The organism is Actinorhabdospora filicis, from assembly GCF_030269765.1.
Taxonomy (GTDB): domain Bacteria; phylum Actinomycetota; class Actinomycetes; order Mycobacteriales; family Micromonosporaceae; genus Actinorhabdospora; species Actinorhabdospora filicis.
In genome coordinates this window covers 2,497,091-2,517,797 of record NZ_BSTX01000001.1, presented here as the reverse complement: position 1 = coordinate 2,517,797, position 20,707 = coordinate 2,497,091, and the positions used below count along the sequence as shown (strand labels likewise).

General features: G+C 71.5%; 21 protein-coding genes. 10 read left to right on the top strand and 11 right to left on the bottom strand.

All coding sequences use genetic code 11. The features are described 5' to 3' along the window. Nucleotides 1-85: 85 nt before the first annotated feature. Nucleotides 86-2,263, bottom strand: coding sequence for a M28 family peptidase (locus tag QSK10_RS11815; protein WP_285662697.1), 2,178 nt, complete (start codon nt 2,261-2,263; stop codon nt 86-88). A 77-nt stretch (nt 2,264-2,340) separates the two neighbouring features. Further along, complete coding sequence (locus QSK10_RS11810; RefSeq protein ID WP_285662696.1) at nt 2,341-2,898, bottom strand: CGNR zinc finger domain-containing protein; 558 nt, start codon at nt 2,896-2,898, stop codon at nt 2,341-2,343. An 86-nt stretch (nt 2,899-2,984) separates the two neighbouring features. Between QSK10_RS11810 and QSK10_RS11805 the strand changes: the two genes are divergently transcribed. Beyond that, entirely contained in the window at nt 2,985-3,929 is a 945-nt protein-coding gene (locus QSK10_RS11805; protein ID WP_285662695.1) for a DMT family transporter, read from the top strand. Here the strand turns inward: QSK10_RS11805 and QSK10_RS11800 are convergent. Continuing rightward, nucleotides 3,853-4,323, bottom strand: a complete 471-nt coding sequence (locus QSK10_RS11800) for a tetratricopeptide repeat protein (protein WP_285662694.1) — start codon at nt 4,321-4,323, stop codon at nt 3,853-3,855. The two genes, QSK10_RS11805 and QSK10_RS11800, sit on opposite strands and share 77 nt — an antisense overlap. Further along, complete coding sequence (locus tag QSK10_RS11795; RefSeq protein WP_285662693.1) at nt 4,316-4,810, bottom strand: tetratricopeptide repeat protein; 495 nt, start codon at nt 4,808-4,810, stop codon at nt 4,316-4,318. The genes QSK10_RS11800 and QSK10_RS11795 overlap by 8 nt, the downstream gene beginning before the upstream one ends. Nucleotides 4,811-4,919: 109 nt before the next feature. Between QSK10_RS11795 and QSK10_RS11790 the strand changes: the two genes are divergently transcribed. The 6 genes from QSK10_RS11790 to rplI all read left to right on the top strand — a co-directional run bounded on the left by QSK10_RS11790 (nt 4,920) and on the right by rplI (nt 9,340). After that, nucleotides 4,920-5,876 carry an ArsR/SmtB family transcription factor gene (locus tag QSK10_RS11790; protein WP_285662692.1) on the top strand — a complete coding sequence of 319 codons (957 nt, stop codon included), beginning with the start codon at nt 4,920-4,922 and terminating at the stop codon, nt 5,874-5,876. Nucleotides 5,877-5,985: 109 nt separating this feature from the next. Continuing rightward, on the top strand, nt 5,986-7,086 hold the full coding sequence (locus tag QSK10_RS11785; protein ID WP_285662691.1) for a hypothetical protein: 1,101 nt from the start codon (nt 5,986-5,988) through the stop codon (nt 7,084-7,086). Nucleotides 7,087-7,751: 665 nt separating this feature from the next. After that, nucleotides 7,752-8,054 carry a 30S ribosomal protein S6 gene (gene rpsF / locus QSK10_RS11780; protein ID WP_285662690.1) on the top strand — a complete coding sequence of 101 codons (303 nt, stop codon included), beginning with the start codon at nt 7,752-7,754 and terminating at the stop codon, nt 8,052-8,054. Between the two features lie 58 nt (nt 8,055-8,112). After that, nucleotides 8,113-8,601 carry a single-stranded DNA-binding protein gene (locus QSK10_RS11775; RefSeq protein ID WP_285662689.1) on the top strand — a complete coding sequence of 163 codons (489 nt, stop codon included), beginning with the start codon at nt 8,113-8,115 and terminating at the stop codon, nt 8,599-8,601. Nucleotides 8,602-8,640: 39 nt separating this feature from the next. Beyond that, complete coding sequence (rpsR, locus tag QSK10_RS11770; protein ID WP_285662688.1) at nt 8,641-8,880, top strand: 30S ribosomal protein S18; 240 nt, start codon at nt 8,641-8,643, stop codon at nt 8,878-8,880. Between the two features lie 10 nt (nt 8,881-8,890). Continuing rightward, nucleotides 8,891-9,340: a 50S ribosomal protein L9 gene (gene rplI, locus QSK10_RS11765; protein ID WP_285662687.1), complete on the top strand. Its 450-nt coding sequence runs from the start codon at nt 8,891-8,893 to the stop codon at nt 9,338-9,340. An 84-nt stretch (nt 9,341-9,424) separates the two neighbouring features. Here rplI and QSK10_RS11760 read toward each other — a convergent pair whose 3' ends face one another. Both QSK10_RS11760 and QSK10_RS11755 read right to left on the bottom strand, forming a co-directional pair. Beyond that, nucleotides 9,425-12,325 (bottom strand): ATP-binding protein, encoded by a 2,901-nt coding sequence (locus tag QSK10_RS11760; RefSeq protein ID WP_285662685.1) that lies wholly within the window; start codon nt 12,323-12,325, stop codon nt 9,425-9,427. A gap of 65 nt (nt 12,326-12,390) precedes the next feature. Next, nucleotides 12,391-13,314: a proteasome assembly chaperone family protein gene (locus tag QSK10_RS11755; RefSeq protein ID WP_285662684.1), complete on the bottom strand. Its 924-nt coding sequence runs from the start codon at nt 13,312-13,314 to the stop codon at nt 12,391-12,393. 171 nt (nt 13,315-13,485) lie between these two features. Here QSK10_RS11755 and QSK10_RS11750 point away from each other — a divergent pair, with 171 nt between their 5' ends. Both QSK10_RS11750 and QSK10_RS11745 read left to right on the top strand, forming a co-directional pair. Further along, nucleotides 13,486-14,046, top strand: a complete 561-nt coding sequence (locus QSK10_RS11750) for a DUF4291 domain-containing protein (RefSeq protein WP_285662683.1) — start codon at nt 13,486-13,488, stop codon at nt 14,044-14,046. Nucleotides 14,047-14,078: 32 nt separating this feature from the next. Beyond that, complete coding sequence (locus QSK10_RS11745; RefSeq protein ID WP_285662682.1) at nt 14,079-14,861, top strand: hypothetical protein; 783 nt, start codon at nt 14,079-14,081, stop codon at nt 14,859-14,861. 52 nt (nt 14,862-14,913) lie between these two features. On the opposite strand, the gene fbaA is transcribed toward QSK10_RS11745, so the two are convergent. Then, on the bottom strand, nt 14,914-15,939 hold the full coding sequence (fbaA, locus tag QSK10_RS11740) for a class II fructose-bisphosphate aldolase (RefSeq protein ID WP_285662681.1): 1,026 nt from the start codon (nt 15,937-15,939) through the stop codon (nt 14,914-14,916). 114 nt (nt 15,940-16,053) lie between these two features. On the opposite strand from fbaA, the gene QSK10_RS11735 reads away from it, so the two are divergent. Further along, nucleotides 16,054-16,239, top strand: coding sequence for an Rv3202a family protein (locus tag QSK10_RS11735; protein ID WP_285662680.1), 186 nt, complete (start codon nt 16,054-16,056; stop codon nt 16,237-16,239). Nucleotides 16,240-17,041: 802 nt separating this feature from the next. Here the strand turns inward: QSK10_RS11735 and QSK10_RS11730 are convergent. The 4 genes from QSK10_RS11730 to QSK10_RS11715 form a co-directional block, all read right to left on the bottom strand. Then, nucleotides 17,042-17,764, bottom strand: a complete 723-nt coding sequence (locus QSK10_RS11730; RefSeq protein ID WP_285662678.1) for a DUF8814 domain-containing protein — start codon at nt 17,762-17,764, stop codon at nt 17,042-17,044. Between the two features lie 62 nt (nt 17,765-17,826). Continuing rightward, entirely contained in the window at nt 17,827-19,002 is a 1,176-nt protein-coding gene (locus QSK10_RS11725; protein ID WP_285662963.1) for an LOG family protein, read from the bottom strand. A gap of 32 nt (nt 19,003-19,034) precedes the next feature. Further along, nucleotides 19,035-19,679: an NADPH-dependent F420 reductase gene (locus QSK10_RS11720; RefSeq protein WP_285662677.1), complete on the bottom strand. Its 645-nt coding sequence runs from the start codon at nt 19,677-19,679 to the stop codon at nt 19,035-19,037. Nucleotides 19,680-19,695: 16 nt separating this feature from the next. Continuing rightward, the gene (locus QSK10_RS11715; RefSeq protein WP_285662676.1) at nt 19,696-20,073 is read right to left on the bottom strand and encodes a hypothetical protein; all 378 of its coding nucleotides are present in this window, start codon (nt 20,071-20,073) and stop codon (nt 19,696-19,698) included. Nucleotides 20,074-20,707 lie beyond the last annotated feature (634 nt).

Genomic DNA, 20,707 nt, shown 5'->3' with positions numbered 1-20,707 from the left:
GGGAGAACCGAAAGGGCGGCACCACCCGGAACCCCGGTGATGCCGCCCTCACTCGTCCACCGGACGAGCGCTCAGCCCACCGCGATCACATCGCCATGCGCATGATCGCGTAGAGCATCCCGTCGGCCGCCTCGTTCAGGCCACGGGTGGCCACATTGGACGGATAGCGGTCGCAGGCCTGGTGGTAGCAGGGATCGAAGGGCGCACCGGACGTCCCGCCCCACTTGGCGGCCTGGGCCGCCGTCTTGCGGGCCGAGGCGCCGGTGGCGTAGCCGCTGGTGGGAATGCCGACCTCGCGGAAGGAGTAGTCATCGCTGCGCCCGGCGCCTTCGACGTTCTCCTCCGGGAGCAGGCCGCGTCCCTGCCAGTAGGCCTTGAGGGCCGCGGCGGCGGGAGTGTTGATGTTGTTGATGAAGAAGCCGCCGTTGGTGGAGCCGACCATGTCGAAGTTGAGGTAGCCGGTGATCTTCGCGCGCTCGGTGCGCGACAGCCGCGACACGTAGTAGCGCGATCCGACCAGCCCGGACTCCTCATCGGACCACCACGCGAAGCGCACCCGCTGCGTCAGCGCCAGGTTGTAGGACGCCATGGTCAGCGCCACCTCCAGCAGCGCCGCCGCGCCCGAGCCGTTGTCGTTGACGCCGGGACCGGCCGAGACCGAGTCGAGGTGGGCGCCGAGCATCAGGACGCGGTTGGCGTCGCCCTTGGGCCATTCGGCGATCAGGTTCGGCGCCTGGTTGCGGCAGGTGGCGCACTTCTGCTCGGTGACGGTGAAGCCGGCCGCCAGGAGCTTCTGCTTCACGTAGGCCACCGACGCGGTGTAGCCCGCGCTGCCCGCGCGGCGGTTGCCGCCGTTGTCCTGGGCGATCTTCTGGAGGGCCGCCAGGTCGGCGGTCACCTTGTTCACGTCCACGTCCGGGACGTCGGGATTGGCCGCCACGGCCAGGCTGAACACGGCCGTCTTCGTGGCGGTCTGGCCGCGCCCGGTCACGGTGACCTGGTAGTTGCCGGGGGTCACGCCCGAGCCGACGGACACCGTCATGGTGGCGTTCTGCCCGGACATCACCGTCGAGGGGCTGAAGGAGGTCGAGATGCCGATGGGCGAGGTCGCGGAGAGATCGACGCGCTGCTCCATGCCGACCGAGCTGGTGTGGACCGTGACGGTCAGGTTCTGGCCGGGCTGGGCGGTGCCGGACGAGGGGTCGGTGAAGATCTCGAAGCCCGAGCCGTCGCAGACGGCCTCGCCGGTCGTGGGCGGGACGGCCACGGCGTTCCACGCCGCTTTCGCCGCCCGGTACAGGCTGCAGCTGGCGTCCAGGTCGCGGGCGGCCGAGAGGGTCGCCGCGCGGTACTTGGCGTGGGTCATGCCGGAGGTCTTGCGCAGCATCGCGTAGTAGAAGATCTTCCCCGCGTTCTGGATGCCCACTCCCGACACGGTGGAGTTGTCGCAGGTCGGGGACGCCGGTTTGCCGCCGGGCCGGGAACCCTCGGCGAGCAGGTAGAACCAGTGGTTCATGACCCCGGCCGCCTGGTGGGTCTCGGTGCCGGGAATGGCCGCCGACCAGCAGTTCGGATCGCCGGCCAGCGAGGGGTTGTACATGTACCGCAGCGGTGAGGCGTTCGGGCCCTCGCCGACGGTGTAGTCGGGGGTGTCGAAGGGCGCCGGCTGGTTGGCGTAGGTCTCCAGCAGCGCGCCGAAGATGTCCCCTGTGGACTCCGAGAGCCCGGCCTCGGTGGCGGCGCCGCCGGGCGTGGTCTGCTCGATGACGTGCCCGAACTCATGCCCGAGAATGTCCATCTTGGACACCCAGTGGCCGGTGTTGTCGTGGCCGATGAGCATCCGGTTGCCGTCGTAGGAGATGCCGGGCGATTCGAGTCCGACGGCCATCGGGATGCCGCGCCCGTTGCCGTCGAAGCCGTTGCGGCCCAGCCAGTCGCGCAGCATGTCCCACTGCCGCTGGGCCACGTACATCGCGTCGGCGCAGCCGGTCTCCTTGCCGGTGCCGCCGTCGCCCCACACGTCGTCGGAGCCGTCGAAGGTGCCCGAAGGGTAGGGGCTGCAGGAGATCCCGGTGCGGACCGGGTCGGACAGCACGTGCGCGCCGGTGGAATCGGTGGAGGTGTCGATGGAGAACGGCGGTGGGCCGTTCCAATAGCCGTTGCCCTGGCCGGAAGCCGCTCCCGAGGCCCCCGCGGCGCCGGGCGCGACGAGCGTCGCGGCGGCTAACAGCAGGGTGACGGGAATGGCGAGGCGTGACCTCATGGGTCGCTCCCTTTGATCGAGTGGTTACCGGTAGGGGCAGGAAACCACGCCGGGGGCGTCCACAGGGGACCGGGAATTCACCGAACCTTCTCGCGCTCCCGGAACGCGCGCACCCTCGCCTTCACCCCGCAGCGCCCGCTGGGGCACCAGCGCCGCCGCCCGCCGGGGTCCAGGAACACCGAGCGGCACACCGGCTCGGCGCACGCGGTCAGCTTCGCGGCCTCGTCACCCGACAGCATCGTCACCGCCTCGCGGGCCAGGCGTCCCATGGCGTGCCGGACCGAGGAAGGCGGGTCGAGGCGCACCCGTCCGTCCACAATGCTCACCTGGATCGGGCGGCAGCCCGCCAGGACCTCGTTCACCGCCTCCACCGCCGCCTCCGAGGGCGCGACTCCCGTCGCCGCCGACAGCGCGAGGTTCCGCAGCGCGTCGCGGACGCCCCGGGCGTGCGCGAGGTCGTCGTCGTCCACCGGGTAGGTCACGCCGACCTCGTGCTCCAGCCACTCGGCCAGGCGTGACGCGTCCCACAGGCGCTCCACGGGGTCCGGGCCGTACCCGTCGGCCACGGTCGCGGCCAAGTTCAGCCAGGTCGCGCCGGTGGTGAAGCAGAACCGGTGCCGGGCGTCGTAACTCATCCCACAAAGGTAACGCCTTGTGCCGTTACATCGATCGCCATAGCGTGTAACGCGCCGAACCGTTACGAGCAGAGAGCGAGGCCCGCATGGCGACCCTCACCGCGACGCGCCCGAGCGCGGGACGCCGTTTCCTGCTCGGACCCGGCCTGTCGATCCTGTTCATCGCCCTGTGGACCAGCGGATTCATCGCCGGGCCCATCGGCGTCCACCTCGCCCCGCCGCTCACCCTGACCTTCTGGCGCTTCGCGCTGGCCGCCCTCGTCCTCACCGCCGTCGCCGTGGTCACCAAGGCACCCTGGCCCAAGACGCGCGCGGCCTGGCTCCAGCTGATCGTCACCGGCGTCCTCATGCAGGCCGTCATGTTCGGCGCGGCCTACCTCGCCTTCGAAGGCGGCGTCTCGGCCGGACTCGCCGCCCTGGTCAACGGATCCACGCCGATCATCATCGCCGCCGCCGGAACCGTCGTGCTCAAGGAGAAGCTCACACCCCTCCAATGGCTGGGCACCGCCGTCGGCTTCGCCGGGCTCACCGTCGCCGTCGCCGGAGACCTCGAAGCCGGGCCCGGCATCGTCTTCACCCTCATCTCGGCCGCCGGATTCGCCGCCGGGACCCTCGTCCAGCGCAAAGCCGGTGGCGCCATGGACCTGCGCACCGGAGCCGCCGTCCAGCTCGGCGTCGCCGCCCTCGTCATCCTGCCCCTGGCCGCCCTCCACGGCGGCCTCGCGCTGCCCGTCAACGCGCCCACCCTCGGCGTCCTCGCCTGGCTGGCCATCGGCAACTCCGTGGTCGCCTTCGGGGTCATGTTCTTCCTGCTGCGCCACCGCACCGCCGCCGACACCGCGCGCATGGTCCTCATCGTCCCGCCGCTCACGGCCGTCCTGGCCTGGCCGCTGCTGGGCCAGGCCGTCCACTGGCCGATCTGGGTCGGCCTGCTCATCACCGGAGCCGGAGTCGCTATCGCAGCTCGCCGGCGTAGTAATCCACCGGCCACCGGTACCGCGTCAGGTGCGGAGCCAGCGCCTTCAGACTGACCGACAGAGCCTCGCCGTGGCGGCCGGACGAATGCAGCGCCAGCGCGTAGAACGCCGCCACCGCGTCGTCCAGATCGTCGGACACCTCCCGCTCGGCCGCCAGCAACGCCACCGCCCGCTCGAACTCGCCGAGGTTGCGCAACGTGCTCGCCAGCTGGATCGACGCCTGCCGCCGCCGGGCCTCGTCCAGACCCGCCGCCAGCGCCGCCTCGTACAGCGGGGCGGCCTCGGCCTCGTGGCCGGCGGCGTCCCGCGCCCCCGCCCGCTCGAACAGGGCGGAGGCCTCGTCCGGGGCCTCCGCGGCCAGCGCGTCCATCGCCTCGATGAACGCCACCTCTTCGAAGTGATCCATGCGCTCGTACAGGTCGTCGACCCTCTTCTGCCAGTCACTCATCGTCAGATTCCACCAGAAGCCTTGCGTAGTTGCGCATCGACCGTTGGTACCGCGGCAGGTAGGCCGTCATCGCGGTGATCACGTCCCGCAGCGCCTCGCGCTCGCGGCCCAGGTCGGCCAGGCACAGCGCGGTGGTGAGCGTCAAGGCGTCCGACAGGTGGTCGGCGCCGTTCTCCGCCTCGGCCAGCAGCAGGCCCAGGGCCTCCTCGGGACGGCCCAGGTTCCGGATCGAGCTGGACATCTGGATGATCGCCCGGCGGCGGTTCTCCCCGTCCAGGCCGTTCTTCAAAGCCTCCCGGTAGAGCGGCGCGGCCTGATCGGAGTGACCCGTGGAATCCCACGCGCAGGCCCGCTCGAACAGCGACACCGGGTGGCCTTCGGGCAGCTCGGCGACGTGCGCGGCGATCAGCGCCCGGAACTCCTCCTCGGAGTGGTCGTCGATGGACGCCCACAGGGCGGCGGACCTGGCCTGGAATGCCTCGTTCATGTCGATCTCCTCATCGCTCGGGGTGTGCGGCCATCCTGCGAAGATCGCTATTCTCGCCACAAGACATTCGTCCACCACCGAATCAGTGGGGTGCTACGTGCCGGTATCGATGAGTTTCACCCCCGCCGACCTCGGCCGCGTCCGCTTCGCCGTCTCGCCCATCTGGGAGACCGTTTCCGCCGTCCGCGTCGTCACCGGGCCACAGGGGCCCGGCCCACACGGACCCTGGCCCGGGCGTGTCGCCCGCGGCCTCGACCTGCGCCTCCTGGCGCTCCTGCTGCCCCGCTACGGCTACACGCCCGACTTCATCACCCCGCCACCCGGCAGCCGCGCGCCCACCATCGACGACGAACTCGCGCGCGTGGCCGCCACCCCGCCCGACGTCGTCCACGAGGAGATCCTCCGCGCCCTCGCTGAGACCCCCGGCGCGTCCCATACGCCCACCGGGCGGCTGCTGATGGCCGACCCCGCCAAGGTCCTCGTCCTGCTCGTGGAGAAGATCGCCGACGCCTGGCGCACCCTCGTCCGGCCGCACTGGGGACGCGTCCGCGCCCTGCTGGACGCCGACATCGCCGTCCGCGCCACCGACCTCGCCGAAGGCGGCCTCGACGGGCTCTTCGGGCGGCTCCACCCGCTCCTGCACTGGCGCGACGGCGTCCTCACCCGCGAACGCGGCGACGACGAACACCGCGACCTCGGCGGCGAAGGGCTCCTGCTGATGCCCTCGGCCTTCAAATGGGACCAGGTCATCGTCATCCTCGACGAACCCTGGCAGCCCACCCTCGTCTACCCCGCCCGCGGCCTCGGCACCCTCTGGGAACCCCCGCGCGGCGGCGCGGCCCTCGGCCGCCTCATCGGCCGCACCCGCGCCGCCCTCCTCACCGGGCTCGGCGAACCGGCGTCCACGACCGCCCTCGCCCACCGCTTCGCGCTCGCGCCGGCGACGGTGTCGCAGCACCTGGCCGTGCTGCGGGACGCCGGGATGGTCGCCGGGCGGCGGCACGGGCACGAGGTGCGGTACCGGCGGACGGAGCTGGGGGAGGCGGTTGCGGAGAGCGCGAGCTGAGGGGCGTCCATTGTGGAGATCGGACGTCGCCGCGCAACCTCAAGGGCCGGTCGGGCGTCTACATGGGACACGGTATTGCCCGCCGTGTCCCGACCCGAAAAGGAAGCCCATGCCTTTACGTGCCCGTTCCCGCACCCTCCTCACCGCCGCCGCGCTCGGCGTCGCGACCGCCGTGGCCTTCGCCGCGCCCGCGTCCGCCGGTGAGGACGGGCTCTACGCCGGAACGCCCGTCGAGCTGACCGCCGCGCCCGGATCCTCGGTGACGCTCTCGCCGCAGGTCCACAACCCCGGCGCGGAGTTCACCGGACTCCGCATGCGCCTGTACGTCGACCACGCCTACGACCTGGCCGAGACCTTCGGCAACTGCAAGTACGCCGACCTGCCGGATTCGCCGGTGGTCACCGCGATCTGCGACTTCACCCAGCCGGTCACCGCCGGACGCGCCTTCGGACTGTCGACGTCCTTCACCGCGAAGGTCCGCGACACCACCTTCGGCGGCCTCTTCCAGTACATCTGGTACGCCCCCGGCGACGACGGCTACACCGAACCCTCCGACGCCGAACGCGCCTGGCGCACCGGATCCGGCGCGGCGGTGTCCCTTGAGGACATCGGCGTGCAGGGCACCGAGAACGACAGCAACGGCTCCTGGATCGGCGTCACCAGCAAGGGCGGCGCCGGATTCGACCTCGCCGCCAACGGCGCCACCGTCACCGGAAAACCCGGCGACACCGTCAAAGTGACCGTCGGCTACCAGAACAAGGGCGCCACGGTGGACGCCACCCGCAGCGGCTCGCCCGTGGCGGTCCTGCGCTTCGCCGTCCCCGCCGGCACGACGGTGACGTCGGTCCCCCGCGGCTGCGCGCTGATGGAGGACAAGGCCCGCTACCAGTGCAAGATCCCGGTGGTGATCCCCGCCGGGGACAAGGCGACCTTCACCTTCGAGCTGAAGCTGGGGGCGAAGCCGGGCAAGGGCTCGGTCGGGCTGATGGTGCCTTACACGTCCGAGGACGTGCTCATCGAGGACGGCGTCAGCGGTAACAACCGCGCGGATGTGATGGTGAAGGCGCCCGCGGCCCCGAAGCCGGACGCGCGGGAGCCGCTCGCGAAGACCGGCATGCCGCTGCCGCTGGGACTGGCCGGTGGGCTGGTGCTGGCGGGCGGGGTGATGGTCGCGGTGGCGCGGCGACGTCGTGGGGCGATCGACGGCTGACGTGTGTCCGTGGGGTGCGGCTTGGCCGCGCCCCACGGGCTGTGAGGGGGTGGTGGGCGCTGCTCGTGGGGCCGGGTGCCGCTCGTGACGGTGGGGTGCGGTGGCGCCGGGCACGGCGGCCGGTGTCGGTTGTTCCCGGCGCGCGCCTCGGAGGCATTCTCGGGTGAGGCTCTGTTGGTGGGGGCCCGAAGCCCGCCCCGCTGGGGCGAACGTAACCGGGCCGCACGCGTGGTCCACCAAACGGCCCATCGCGCGACCTGTGGATAACGGGCCGATTGTGGACGACTCGACATCAAACCGAAACAATCCGCCCGCGAATGCCTTCGCCGCCTTCTCGGTGCCCGGGCGTGGTCTTCGCCGGTCGCGGCTTGCTCCGCGCGGCGCGCCGAGGCGAGCGGTCCGGTCGTCCGTGGGCTCACCGTCGGGCCCGGGGGTGATGCCAGCGAGCCACGGCGGGCGGTGGCGCAACTCACGCGTCCGGCGGGCCGTGCGCGGCCCGTGCGTCCGGCCACCGGCCCGTCCACCCTCCCCCCGCGCCCACCAGCCGCGACACCGGCTCGTGTACCGTTGTCAGGTCGCGCGGCGGTCAGCCGTCGTGCGCGTACGCAACGACCCTCCTGCCGTGGAGAGACCACGGCCGACCTAGACCAGAGGAGGTGGAAGTCTTGCGTCACTACGAGATCATGGTGATCCTGGATCCCGATCTTGAGGAGCAGACGGTCACGCCGTCGCTGGACACGTACCTGAACGTGATCCGGACGTCCGGCGGGACCATCGAGAAGCTCGACGTGTGGGGCCGTCGCCGGCTGGCGTTCGAGATCAAGACGCCGACCGGCAAGAAGACCGAGGGCATTTACGCGGTCATCGACCTGCACTCGACGCCCGCCGCGGTCGCCGAGCTCGACCGTCAGATGCGTCTGAACGAGTCGATCATCCGTACCAAGGTGCTTCGTCCCGAGGTGCACTGACACACCCCGCTGATAGACCTAATCTCACGCCGATTACAGACCCGATCAAGGAGTGGTCATGGCTGGAGAAACCGTCATCACGGTTGTCGGGAACCTCACCGACGACCCCGAGCTTCGATTCACCCCGTCCGGTGCCGCCGTGGCCAAGTTCCGGATCGCCTCCACTCCCCGCACGTTCGATCGTGAGAAGAACGCGTGGGTGGACGGCGAGCCGCTCTTCCTCGGCTGCTCCGTGTGGCGGCAGGCCGCCGAGAACGTGGCCGAGAGCCTCACCCGGGGTTCCCGCGTCATCGTTCAGGGCCGGTTGAAGCAGCGCACGTACGAAACCCGCGAAGGCGAGAAGCGCACCGTCTACGAGCTTGAGGTCGAAGAAATCGGCCCCTCGCTCAAGTTCGCCTCGGCGAAGGTGCAGCGCATGGGCCGCGAAGGCGGCGGCGGTGGCGGCGGTGGCCGTTCCTCCTCCGCGCCGATGGACGACCCGTGGGCGACCGCGACCCCCGCCGGTGGCGGCGGTGGCGGCGGCTTCTCTGACGAGCCGCCCTTCTAGCGCCCGCGCGCTCCTCAAGAACGTTAGGAAGACAGGACCATGGCGAAGACTCCGCCGATCCGTAAGCCCAAGAAGAAGGCGAACCCTCTCGACAAAGAGGGCATCACCTACGTCGACTACAAGGACACGGCCCTGCTGCGGAAGTTCATTTCCGACCGCGGCAAGATCCGTGCCCGCCGCGTCACCGGCGTGAGCGCCCAGCAGCAGCGTCAGATCGCCCGCGCGATCAAGAACGCCCGCGAGATGGCGCTCCTCCCGTACACCGCGACGACCCGCTAAGGAGGCGAACATGAAGATCATCCTCACCCGGGAAGTCTCCAACCTCGGCTCCCCCGGCGACATCGTCGAGGTCAAGAACGGGTACGCCCGCAACTACCTCCTGCCCCAGGGCCACGCCATCGCGTGGACCAAGGGCGCCGAGAAGCAGGTCGTGACGATCAAGCGCGCCCAGGAGGCCCGTGAGATCCGCAGTCTCGACCACGCCAACGAGATCAAGGCGTCGCTGGCCGCCGTCCAGGTCCGCCTCATCGCCCGCGCGGGCACCGGCGGCCGCCTGTTCGGTTCGGTCACCCCCGCCGAGATCGTCGAGGCCGTGAAGAAGGCCGGCGGCCCCGCCGTCGACCGTCGCCGCCTTGAGATCGCCAACCCGATCAAGGCGCTCGGCACCCACCTGGTCAGCGTCAAGCTGCACCCGGAGGTCACCGCGACCTTCAAGCTTGAGGTCAACTCGGCGAAGTAGTCGGCACCGACACGTACACGGGCGCGCCCTTCGGGGCGCGCCCGTGGCGTGTTCAGGGGGCCTCATGGCCGACGTCGTTCGTGGTCACTTCAGGCGCCCGGCGAAGAAGGCGTGGTCGGGATGACCGTCCCGCAGCAACGGCATCGCCTCCGCACAGGCCCGGCGTACGCGGTCGGCGTCCCCGGCCGCCTCGGCGACCTCGACCAGGACCTCCAGTGAGGCCAGTGCCGCCTCCGTGTTGGTCGTCTCACGTGCGATGGCCAGGGACTCCTCGGCCAGCACGAGCGCCTCGGCGATCTCGCCCAGGCGCCGGTGCACGGTGGCGCGGCCACGCTGGATCTTCGCGGTCAGCGCCCGAACCCCGGCACGCTCGGCCTCGGGGTACGCGGCCGACAGCAGCTCGGCGGCGTCGGTGAGCTCATCGGCGCGAATGTGTTCGTCGGAGAGGGCGACGCGGGTGAACAGGACGCCGATGGACGACTGGTCGCGCTCGTAGAGGTCCACCGCGTGACGGAGCTCGGCCACGGCCTCATCGTGGCGGCCCTCCACCCCGTGCCACCTGCCCAGCATCGCGCGCGCGTTCGCCTCACCCGAGGCGTTCCCGATCGCGTGCATGTCATCGATCGCCGAGCGGTAGTGCCCGGCGGCCCGGGCGGGCTCGGTGAGGGCGAGACAGTTGCCCAGGCCGAGGGAGAGCCAGCCCCGGACCCCGATCTCGCGGTAGTCGGTCGTCTCGCCGCTCAAGAGCGCCAGGCCCGAGAGGCCGGCGGCGACCGCGAGGCGGTGCCGCCCGGTCTCGCGCCACCCGCCCAGCAGGGAATGGGCGACCGACGCGGCGCGCAGCCGGTCCCCCACCCGCCGGTAGGCGAGCCGTGCCGCTCGCAGCGCCGGTAGCGCGGAAGCGGGCTCGTCGCGGGCACGGGCACCCATCGCCCGCACCCACAGCAGGCTGGCGCGGGCTTCGAGCGGCAGATCGAGTCCGGCGAGGTACCGGTCGCAGCGCTCGAAATCGTCCCAGCGGTACTCGGCGAGAAGCGACACGGCGCTGGTGACGGTGAGGCGCCAGGCCAGCTCCGTCTCACCCAGGCCCGGAGCGTCGCCGACCGCGGCGACGGCGAGCTCGTGGTGCGCCGAGAGCCAGCCCCTGGGGTCGTCCGGGGCGGGCCGGTCGGCCTCATACCAGTCCGGCGGGTCCGGCGGGATGAACTGCTGACCCCGCACCCGTTCCTCGGCGATCATCATGCCGGTGAGCAGCGCGCGGAAGCCGCGCACCAGCGTCGCCCGGCGGGCGTCCGGATCGGGATCGGCGTTGAGGACGAACAACCGCACCAGGTCGTGCAGCCCGTACCGGGCCAGCTCGCCGCGGCCTTCGCCGAGCTCGACCATCAGCTGAGCGTCGATGAGGTCGTCGACGACGCGCCGGGCGTCGTCGACGGGCATCCCGATCGTCCCGGCGAGCGCGACCAGGGTGAACTCCGGGACCGGCAGCCATGCCGCCGCGCGGAGCGCCTCGCTCGCCGCCGTCCCCAGGCGCCGGTAGCCGATCTCGATGCAGGAGCGGACCATCCGGTCGCCCTCGGCGAGCTCGTCCAGGCGGTGGTGCTCGTCGGTGAGGCGCGTGAGCATGCGGCCGAAGTCGAGGTCGCGGCGGCGGCGCATGCGGGCGCCGACGATGCGCAGTGCGAGCGGGAGGTGCCCGGCGAGACGGGCCACCTCTCGCAGGACGCCGATGTCCCCGTCGCGTCCGGCGACGGTGGTCAGCAGGTCGACGGCCTGGCGCTCGGGGAGGGCGCCGATCGTGACGTGATCGGCCCGCAGGCCGGGCAGGTTGGTGCGTGCGGTCACGATCGCCGCGCATCCGTCACCCGCGGGCAGCAGATCGCGGACCTGTGCGGCGTCGAACGCGTTGTCCAGGACGACCAGCAGGCGGCGTGTCGCGGACAGGGTCCGGTACAGGCCGAGCCGTTCCGCCGGGGTGGCGGGGACATCGCGGTCGGGCACGCCCAGGGACCGCAGGAACGACCCCAGGACCGCGTGCGGGTCCCGTGGAGCCTCGTCCACGCCGCGCAGGTCGATGAAGAGGCAGCCGTCCGGGTAGTCGTGGGTGATCGTCCTCGCGACGCGTACCGCCAGCGCGGTCTTCCCGGTTCCGCCGAGTCCCGCCAGCGCGACGACTCCGTTTTCCAGCGCTTGAGTGACACGCGCCAGTTCGTCTTCGCGCCCGATGAAGTCCCCGACGGCCGCGGGCAGCTCCATCGGCACCGGGCGTCCGGAGCCGCCGGTGATCCAGCGGCGGACGACGTCGACCTCCCGGGCGAGGTCGCCGTCGGCGAGGGCTTCGCCGAGGGCGCGGAACTCGCGGCCGGGGTCGAGCCCGGCCTCCTCGGCGAGCGTCGCGACGGCCTCGGCGTGCAGGCGGGCGGCGGTGTCGCGGTCGGTGAAGGCCCTCGCCAGGACGCGCAGGTGCCACAGGCGCTCGTTCAGGCCGGGTGCGGGGACGTCCAGGTCGTGCGCGCCGGTGGCGAGGGTGGCGACCAGGTGGCGGGTGAGCGCGTCCAGGTGCTCCTCGGCGAGCCCGGGCGGGACCTCTCCGCACAGCTCGACGGCCGCCGCGTAGGCCTCGCGGGCGGCGGTCCAGTCGCCTGAGCGGGCCAGGCGGTCGCCGTCGGAGACGTGGGCGCGCAGCTCGGCCAGGTCGGTGGGTACGTCCAGGACGTAGCCGCCGCGCTCTCTGCGGAGCAGCGTGTGTGCGTCGGCTCCGAGGGTGGTGCGGATGCGGTGGACGGCGATCTGGAGCTGGTTGGCGACGGTTTTGGGTGCCGTGTCACCCCATACGGCCTCGACGAGGTCGGCGTCGGGCACGACCGTTCCGGCGTGGGTGGCCAGGACGGTGAGGACGTCGCGGGGGCGGCCGGTCAGGTCGGCGGGGTGGCCGTCGACGTGCAGGGTGGCGGGTCCCAGGACGGTGACGCGAAGCGAGGGCATCCCAAAAGGATGCCGCACGCCCGGCGAAGGTGAGAGGGCGCTTTAACGATGTTTCACGTGAAACATCAACTGGGGGTGGGGCCCTCCGAGCCGCTCTGCTCGGCGAGGAAGCGCTCGAATTCCGAGGCGAGTTCGTCGGCGGTGGGCATGTGCTCGGTGGTCTCGGCGAGGAGGCTCTTGTGGCCCTGGGCCTCGGAGAACACGTCGTACTGGCGCTCCAGGGCGGCGACGACGTCGGCGACTTCTTCGGAGCCGCGGACCTGGCCGGCGATCTCGGCGTCGGTCTTCTCGGCGGCCTCCAGGAGGGGGCCGGCGGGGAGGGCGAGGCCGGTGGACTCCTGGAGGGCGTCCAGGAGGACGAGGGAGGAGGCGGGGTAGGTGGCCTGGGCCAGGTAGTGGGGGACGTGGGCGGCGTAGCCCATCGCGTCGTGGCCGGACTCGCCCAGGCGCAGCTCCAGGAGGGCGGAGATGTTGCCCGGCACCTGGAGGGTGTTCAGCCATGGAGAGTGGGTGGGGCCGAGGAGGGCCTGGCGGGTCGCGTGGGCGGTGACGCCGAGGGGGCGGGTGTGGGGGACGCCCATGGGGATGCCGTGGAAACCGACGGTCAGGCGCACGTCCCAGTCTTCGATGAGCTCGCGGACGGCGCTGACGAAGAGCTCCCACTCGCGGTCCGGTTCGGGGCCGGTGAGCAGCAGGAAGGGGGTGGCGGTGGCGTCGTGAAGGAGGTAGATCGCCAGCTCGGGGGCCTCGAAGTCGGCCCACCGGTCGGACATGAACGTCATCGGCGGGCGGTTCGAGCGGTAGTCGATGAGACGGTCGACGTCGAAACGCGCGATCAGGCGCGGCTCGAACTCGTCCAGCAGGTGGGCGGTGAGGCCCTTGCCGGCGGCGCCCGCGTCCATGAAGCCGTCGAACTGGTGCAGCAGGACGGCCCCGGACAGCTCGGGGATGTCGGGGTCGAGCTCGTAGAGGTCTCGTGGGTCGCGCACCGGGCTACCTTCCTTCGACGGTAGTTACGTCAGCTCCAACACGGTGGATACCCGGATTCCTTCCGGACCCACGAAAATCGGGCCGGGAGGGTGACGCAAGGCACGTTTCGCGGACGGCGGCTCCCACCTCCGGGTCGACGACGGGGACAAAAGGCTGAGAGGGTTGCGGGCATGAGAGAGATCCGCGCCGACTACGACGCCAAGACGATCGTCGTCTACCAGGCCTACTCCCCGGCCATCGCCGGACCGGCGCTGCGCGCGGGACGCTTCGTCGCGCCGTTCTCCTTCACGCGCATGACCTGGATCAAGCCGTCGTTCCTGTGGCTCATGCACCGCAGCGACTGGGCCAGGAAGGCCGGGCAGGAGCGGATCCTGGGTGTCCGCGTCAGCCGCGAGGGCTGGGAGGCGGCGCTGGGCGAGGCCGTCCTCATCAACGCGCCCGGATACAACGACGTCACCGACGCCCCCGTGCACGCGCAATGGGACCCCGAACGCAACCTGCGGGGTGCCGCGCTCAACCACTACTCGATCCAGATCGGCATCGGACGCGCGCGCATCGAGACCTACGTCCGCGACTGGATCGTCGGGCTCACCGACCTCACCGAGACCGCGCAGAAGGCCGCCAAGCTCATGCGCGCCGGACACGCCGACCGCGCCAAGAAGCTGCTGCCCCCCGAGCGCGCGTACCCCGTCCCCGACGCCATCGCCGAACGGCTCGCCATGCGGGACTGAGCCACCGAGCGGCGACGGGGCAGAATACCCGGGTGGACCCAGCCAGCACCGTCCCACCGGGACGCCCCCGCCGCCGATGGCTCACCGCCCTCATCATCGGCTGGGCCGCGATCCTGGCCGTCTTGGCGTTCCTCGCCACCGGACGCGCGCCGACGGTGAAAGAGCAGGTTAACGCAGGGGTGTCGCGGACCGAAATGGCGCGCGGCACCGCCATGGCGCTGCGCAGCCTCGCCGGTGCCGAGGGCGTCCTGGTCACCGCGACCGGCTTCGAGTTCACCGAGGCCTGCAAGGTCACCCCCGTCCGCGACGGCGTGCGCTACACCCAGACCGTGCGCGTGTACACGCCTCAAGAGAACGTCGTATCCGTCATGGAGCGCCTGTACGGCGCCCTGCGGACCGACTACGACCTGGTCAACAACGGCGCCGGAGGCTACGCCGGGCACGCCTCGCCGTTCATCAGCGCGCTCCTCGTGCCGACCCTCGACGCGCCCGTCACCTGGCGCCTCGACACCGGCTGCCGCCCCGACGACGAACCCACCGCGACCCTCGACCCGCCCGCCGCGCCCGGCCCGCAGGCCACCGCGCTGCTGGCCGGACCCTGGCGGGCCGCGCTCGTCGACTGCGGCGACGGGCGCAGCGCGAAGACCTACACCGCCACCGGCGCGGGCACCGTCGGCGAACCGGCGTGGAAGACGTACACGGGGACGGCCGGGGGCACCGGGTGGGCGGCCGGAGCGCCGCCGGAGGGGACGCTGACGGTGACCGCCGAAGGGGACGGCGAGATCACCGTCCGGGAGACGACGGCCTGCGCCTGAGGCCGGGCACGCGAAAGGGGCCGCCCGAAGACGGCCCCTTCATCGCGCTCTACTACTTCCCGAGCGAGGTGCCCACCGAACGCAGGTCCTCGCACGCCCGCACGACGCGCTTGGCCATGCCGTCCTCGGCGGCCTTGCCCCACGAGCGGGGGTCGTACTGCTTCTTGTTGCCGACCTCGCCGTCGACCTTGAGCACGCCCTCGTAGTTGCGGAGCATGTGGTCGGCGACCGGGCGGGTGAACGCGTACTGGGTGTCGGTGTCCACGTTCATCTTCACCACGCCGTAGTCGACGGCCTCGCGGATCTCCTCCAGCAGCGAGCCGGAGCCGCCGTGGAAGACGAGGTCGAACGGCTTGTCCTTGCCGTACTTCGCGCCGACGGCGTCCTGGATCTCCTTCAGGATCGACGGGCGCAGCTTCACGTTGCCGGGCTTGTAGACACCGTGCACGTTGCCGAAGGTCAGGGCGGTCATGTACCGGCCCTTCTCCCCGATGCCGAGGGCGGCGGCGGTGGCCATGCCGTCCTCGACGGTGGTGTAGAGCTTGTCGTCGATCGCGCCGACGACGCCGTCCTCTTCGCCGCCGACCACGCCGACCTCGATTTCGAGGATGATGCGCGCGGCGGCGGCCTTGGCGAGGAGCTCCTCGGCGATCTGCAGGTTCTCACCCAGCGGCACGGCCGAACCGTCCCACATGTGCGACTGGAACAGCGGGGCCTGACCGGCGGCGACGCGCTCGGCCGAGACCTCCAGCAGCGGCCGGACGAAACCGTCCAGCTTGTTCTTGGGGCAGTGGTCGGTGTGCAGCGCGATGTTCACCGGGTACTTCTTGGCGACCTCGTGCGCGTAGGCGGCGAAGGCGAGGGAGCCGGTGATCATGTCCTTGATCGTGGGTCCCGAGAAGTACTCGGCGCCTCCGGTCGAGACCTGGATGATCCCGTCGCTGCCCGCCTCGGCGAACCCCTGCAGCGCGGCGTTCAGGGTCTGCGAAGAGGAGACGTTGATGGCGGGGTAGGCGAACGCGCCGGCCTTGGCGCGGTCGAGCATCTCGGCGTAGACCTCGGGTGATGCGATGGGCATGACAGCTCCTGGATGTCGTCGAACGGTTTGAGCCGGACGGCGGTGTCCGCGCCTGTCAGCACGCAGTCGGCCGTACCGGTCACACGCGCCGACGAGCGGCCTTACGGTGATCCTATGACGGCCCATGACTGGCAGGACCCAGAGGCACCGGAGGGCGACGCCACGGAGCAGTCGCAACCCGTCGACCCCGACGATGTGGAGGACGACGTCACCGGCGAACTCCCCCGCGAAGCCGACGAGGCCGACGCCCTGGAGCAGACCCGCACCGTCCCGACCGCCGAGGACGACTACCGCGGCTAGTGTCACCGGGTGAGCAACCGCCCGGTTCCCGTCGCGTCCGTCGCCGAACTGATCCTCGCCCCCGGCGAGCGCCCGCACCCCGGGGTGCCGGCGGTCTCCGACGCCACCGAGCTGCGCCTCCTCGGCGCCGACCTCGGCACGGTGGCGCGATTCCCGCTGCCCGCGCCACTGTGGACGCAGGCCGTCGTGTCGGCCGACGCGCGCGTCGCCGCCGTCCCCACGTCCACCGCCGTCCTGGGCCTGGGACCCGAGGGCGAGCTGTGGCGCTTCGAGCACGCCGACTGGGCCGAACAGCACGGCTCCGGCTCGGTGCTGGTGCTCGGCGAGCGCGTCTACGCGCACGTGCCCGGCGGCCTCTCCGACCGCTGGGTCGTCCTGGACGCCCGCACCGGCCAGCTGCTCGCCGAGGCGCCGCTGGCGTGCGAGGCCCTCGGCTCGGAGCACTTCAGCGACGGCGTGGCGGTGGCCCTGTCGGTCGGCGAGGGGCAGGACGCCTGCCCGCTCTACCGCGGCGACTACCGCGACGGGCTGCTCATGGTCCGCGAGGACCCCGAGCGGGTCATGGTCGACCTGCGCGGCGAGGCCTTCACCATCGCCCACTACCTGGAGGACGCCGCCGTCCACCGCCCCGACGGGAGCGTGCGCCTGGAGTTCCCCGCGGAGTGGCTGGTGACGCGCGCCGGGCTGTCGGGCGTGGAGTGGTCCCTGGACTACTCGGGCGGGTTCGTGGACGGCGAGACGCTGCTGGTGGTGCTCCTGGACAACGACGAGGGCGCCTACGCGCACCTGCTGCTGGACGCGTTCACCGGCGACGTGCTGGGCGCCCCCGGCTACGCCGACCCGCCGCAGGGCCCGGCGTATCCACAGGGCGACGGGACGTGGCTGACGGTCGTGGACGACCGGGTCGTCCGATGGCGCGCCTGTTGACAAACCTGTGGACAAACCTGTGGACGACCTGGGGAAAACTGTGGACAACTTGTGGACACAGCTGTGGATTGCCTGTGGATAACTCTGTGACAAATGGGAAGGCGACGTCGACCCAGTCGTTACCGGACATGCCCAGCGCGCCCCAGAAGACCCCGTCGGCGAGGTCGATGCCCGCCGGGTTCTTCACCCGGCGCCCCTTGCCGTCCTGGCCGCCGTTGTAGCCCCACTCCCAGGCGGCCTGGGCCTGCGGCGTCCCGCGCGGCAGGTCGCCCCAGCGCTGGCGCACGTCGGAGGTGTTCCACCAGTCGTCGTCGATGTTCCACGGGCCCACGTCGAGGACCGGGACGGTCACCGAACGGTCCCCGTAGGACACCGTGACCTCCTCGCCGAGCGCCGTGCGGGAGGGCAGCGCGACGAAGCGGTCGTTCTCGACGATCACGTGCCCGGACGCGGTGGTGCCGCCCACCAGGCCCTCGCGGGTGGCGAAGACGCGCGCGGTGAAGGGCTCGTGCGCGGCGGCCCGGCGGGGCACGGCGAGCGCGGCGGGGACGGTGGCGGCGGCGATGAGGAGCGAGCGGCGGGTCAGTCGGGCGTCCATGGTGGACGATTATCGTGGAGTGAGGTGAGGACTACTCGCGGTTCGGCGGACGTGAGTCCGGCTCACTCGTCGGCGAAGCCCGCCAGCACCGTCACGGCCTCGTCGGTGTCGTCGGTGACGTGCACCAGGTGCGACAGGTCCCCCTCACGGCTGCCCGCCAGGACCGTGCGCAGCAGCTCCGGCGCGGGCAGCTCGCGCCAGTACCGCGTCCCCAGGAACACCATCGGACCGGTGGGCCCGTCGGAGTTGTAGAAGATCTTCGTGGCGGCCTGGAAGACCTCCTGGACCGTCCCGGCCTTGCCCGGGGCGAACACGATGCCGCCGCGCGCCAGGCGCAGGATCGTGTCCTCGCGGATCGCGTTGGAGAAGTACTTGGCGATCTGCGCGGCGAACAGGTTCGCCGGTTCGTGCCCGTACAGCCACGTCGGCACCGACAGCCCGCCCTGCCGCGCCCAGTCGCGGCCGTTCACCGTGTCGGCGGCGGTCTCGCCCAGGTCGCGGCGGACGTCCAGCGCGGCGGCGGTGAACGGGTCGTGGTCGCCGAAGTCGGGGTGCTTGGCCAGGATGTCGATGGCGCGCGCCAGGTCCGCCTCGTCGGCATCGGCGGCGAAGGCGCCCAGGTTCGCCGCCTCCATCGCGCCCGGCCCGCCTCCGGTGACGACGAGCGCGCCCGAGCGGGCCAGCTTGCGGCCCAGGCGCGCGACCTTGCGGTACTCGGAGGTGCCGCGCAGCTCGGCGTGCCCGCCCATGATGCCGATGACGGGGCCGCCGCCGAGGTGCGCCCAGCCCTTCATCAGGTCCAGGAGCGCGTTGTCGATGCCGGAGTCGTGGAGCCGCTGCGCCAGCGCCTCCCGCGTCTCGGGCATCGCCGCGCCCCGCTCGACGTAGTGGTTGTAGACGAGCGTGTCGTACATGCCCGCGAAGCCGTGCTCGGCGAAACCCGCCGACAGCTCACGCGGCGTGTACAGGTGCCCCGGCTGCGTCGGGTACGGCGTCTCCCCGAACGTGGGGATCACGTGCGCCCGCCGGGCGACGAGGCCCGCGGCCACGTCCGCGCCGGTGAAGCGGCACCCGATGAACATCGCGTCGGCGACGTCGACCGCGGCGAAGTCCGGCGGGTCGGTGCGGAAGTCGAGACCCTGGACGGTCAGGCCGGCCAGGGTCCCCTCGGCGAAGCGCGCGTCGAACTCGGCGCGGGTCTCGACGTCGGTGTCGGAATGATCGAAGCGCACTGCCATCACGTGGCAAGTGTGCACCCGGGTGGCAACCCCTAGTCGGTGACCAGGCGGATCTGGATGTTCTTGTCGCGCCGGGCCATCTGCACCCGCAGCCACAGGTGGATGAACTGCTCCGGCCCGTTCGCCGTCTCGATCCCGCCCAGGTCGAGGACGTCGTCGTCGGCCCAGCCCAGCTCGGCGAGGAGCCGGCGGGCGAGCGACTTGGCGTCCTCGTGGTCGCCCGACAAGAAGACGGTGTGCCCGCCGGGGACCAGGCCCGGCTCGACCATCACCGCGTTGTTCATCGTGTTCAAGGTCTTCACGAACTTCGCCTGAGGGAACTTCGCCTGGAGATGCGCGCCCAGGCTGCCCTCCTCCGGCACCACCACCTTCGGTGGGAAACCACCGGAGAAGTCCAGCCAGTTGGTGATGTCCAGGACGACCTTGCCGTCCAGCGCCGCGCCCGCCGCGCCCAGCGCCGAGGCCGCGTGCTCACCGGCGACCGCCAGGATCACCGCGTCCGCGCCGTCGACGGCCTCGGCGAAGCTCCCCGCCCGGCCGCCACTCGCCGCGGCCCACTCCAGGGCCTTCGGGTTGTCGCTCGTGCGGGCGCCCATGATGACGTCGTGGCCGAGCTTGTGGAAAGCGCCGGCGAAGGCGTGCCCGACGCCTCCAGTGCCAAGAACAGCGATATGCATTGGGGAAGTATGCCGCTCACATCAGCAGATCGAACAGGATCGTCGACAACCCCGCCCCGATCACCGCCGCCGCCGTCCCGCAACTGACCGCCCGCCACGTCTCGGCGAGCAACCGCAGCACCACCGACAACATCAGGCTCGTCGCCGCCGCCAAACCGAACCACGGCGCCGCCGCGGCCACCGCGCCCCGCGGATCGACGTCGGGATCGCAGACGAGATTCGGCGCGCAATCGGAGGCGGCCGCGCCATCGGCGAAGAACATCGCCCACAGGAGCAGGAGCAGGCCGAGACCGAGGTACCAGGCGACGGTGACGCCGAGGACGGGGAGGTAGACGCGGTCGGGGGGTTCGGGCGGGGTGGGTGGGGTGTCGGGGGGCGGGGTGTCGGGGGACATGGGGGGAGTTTCCCACCGGGGGAGGGGGGTTGGGTGGGTGGTTGCCGGTGGGTGGGGGGTGTGTTCCGGCCCGGCCGAAGCGGCAGGGGCGGGCGGAGCGGCTGGGGTGGGTGGCCGCGAACGGCTGGCGCTCAGGCGGCCGGGGTGGGTATTCGTGGGCCGATTGCTTCGGGTTGATTGCGAGTTGTCCACATTGGGGGCGTTATCCACAGGCCGCGCGGTGGGCCGTTTGGTGGAGTACGCGTGGGGTGGGGTTACGTTCGCCCCAGCGGGGCGGGCTTTGGGCCCCCACCAAGAAAGAGGTCGGCGCGAAAGCGGGGCCGGAGGCGGGAGTCACTGCGGCCCGGTTCTGCTCGCTCAGCCGCCGCATGGGCCGCTGCTCCAACGGTGCCCACTTCAGCCCGCCATGCACGTCGCGACCGTGAAGACTCCGTGCGGGCCGCACAGTGGCGGTGTGGCCGGGGTGGGCATTCGCGGGCCGATTGTTTCGGGTTGATTGCGAGTCGTCCACATTGGGGGCGTTATCCACAGGCCGCGCGGTGGGCTGTTTGGTGGAGTACGCGTGGGGTGGGGTTACGTTCGCCCCAGCGGGGCGGGCTCTGGGCCCCCACCGAAAAGGAGTCGGCGCGAAGAA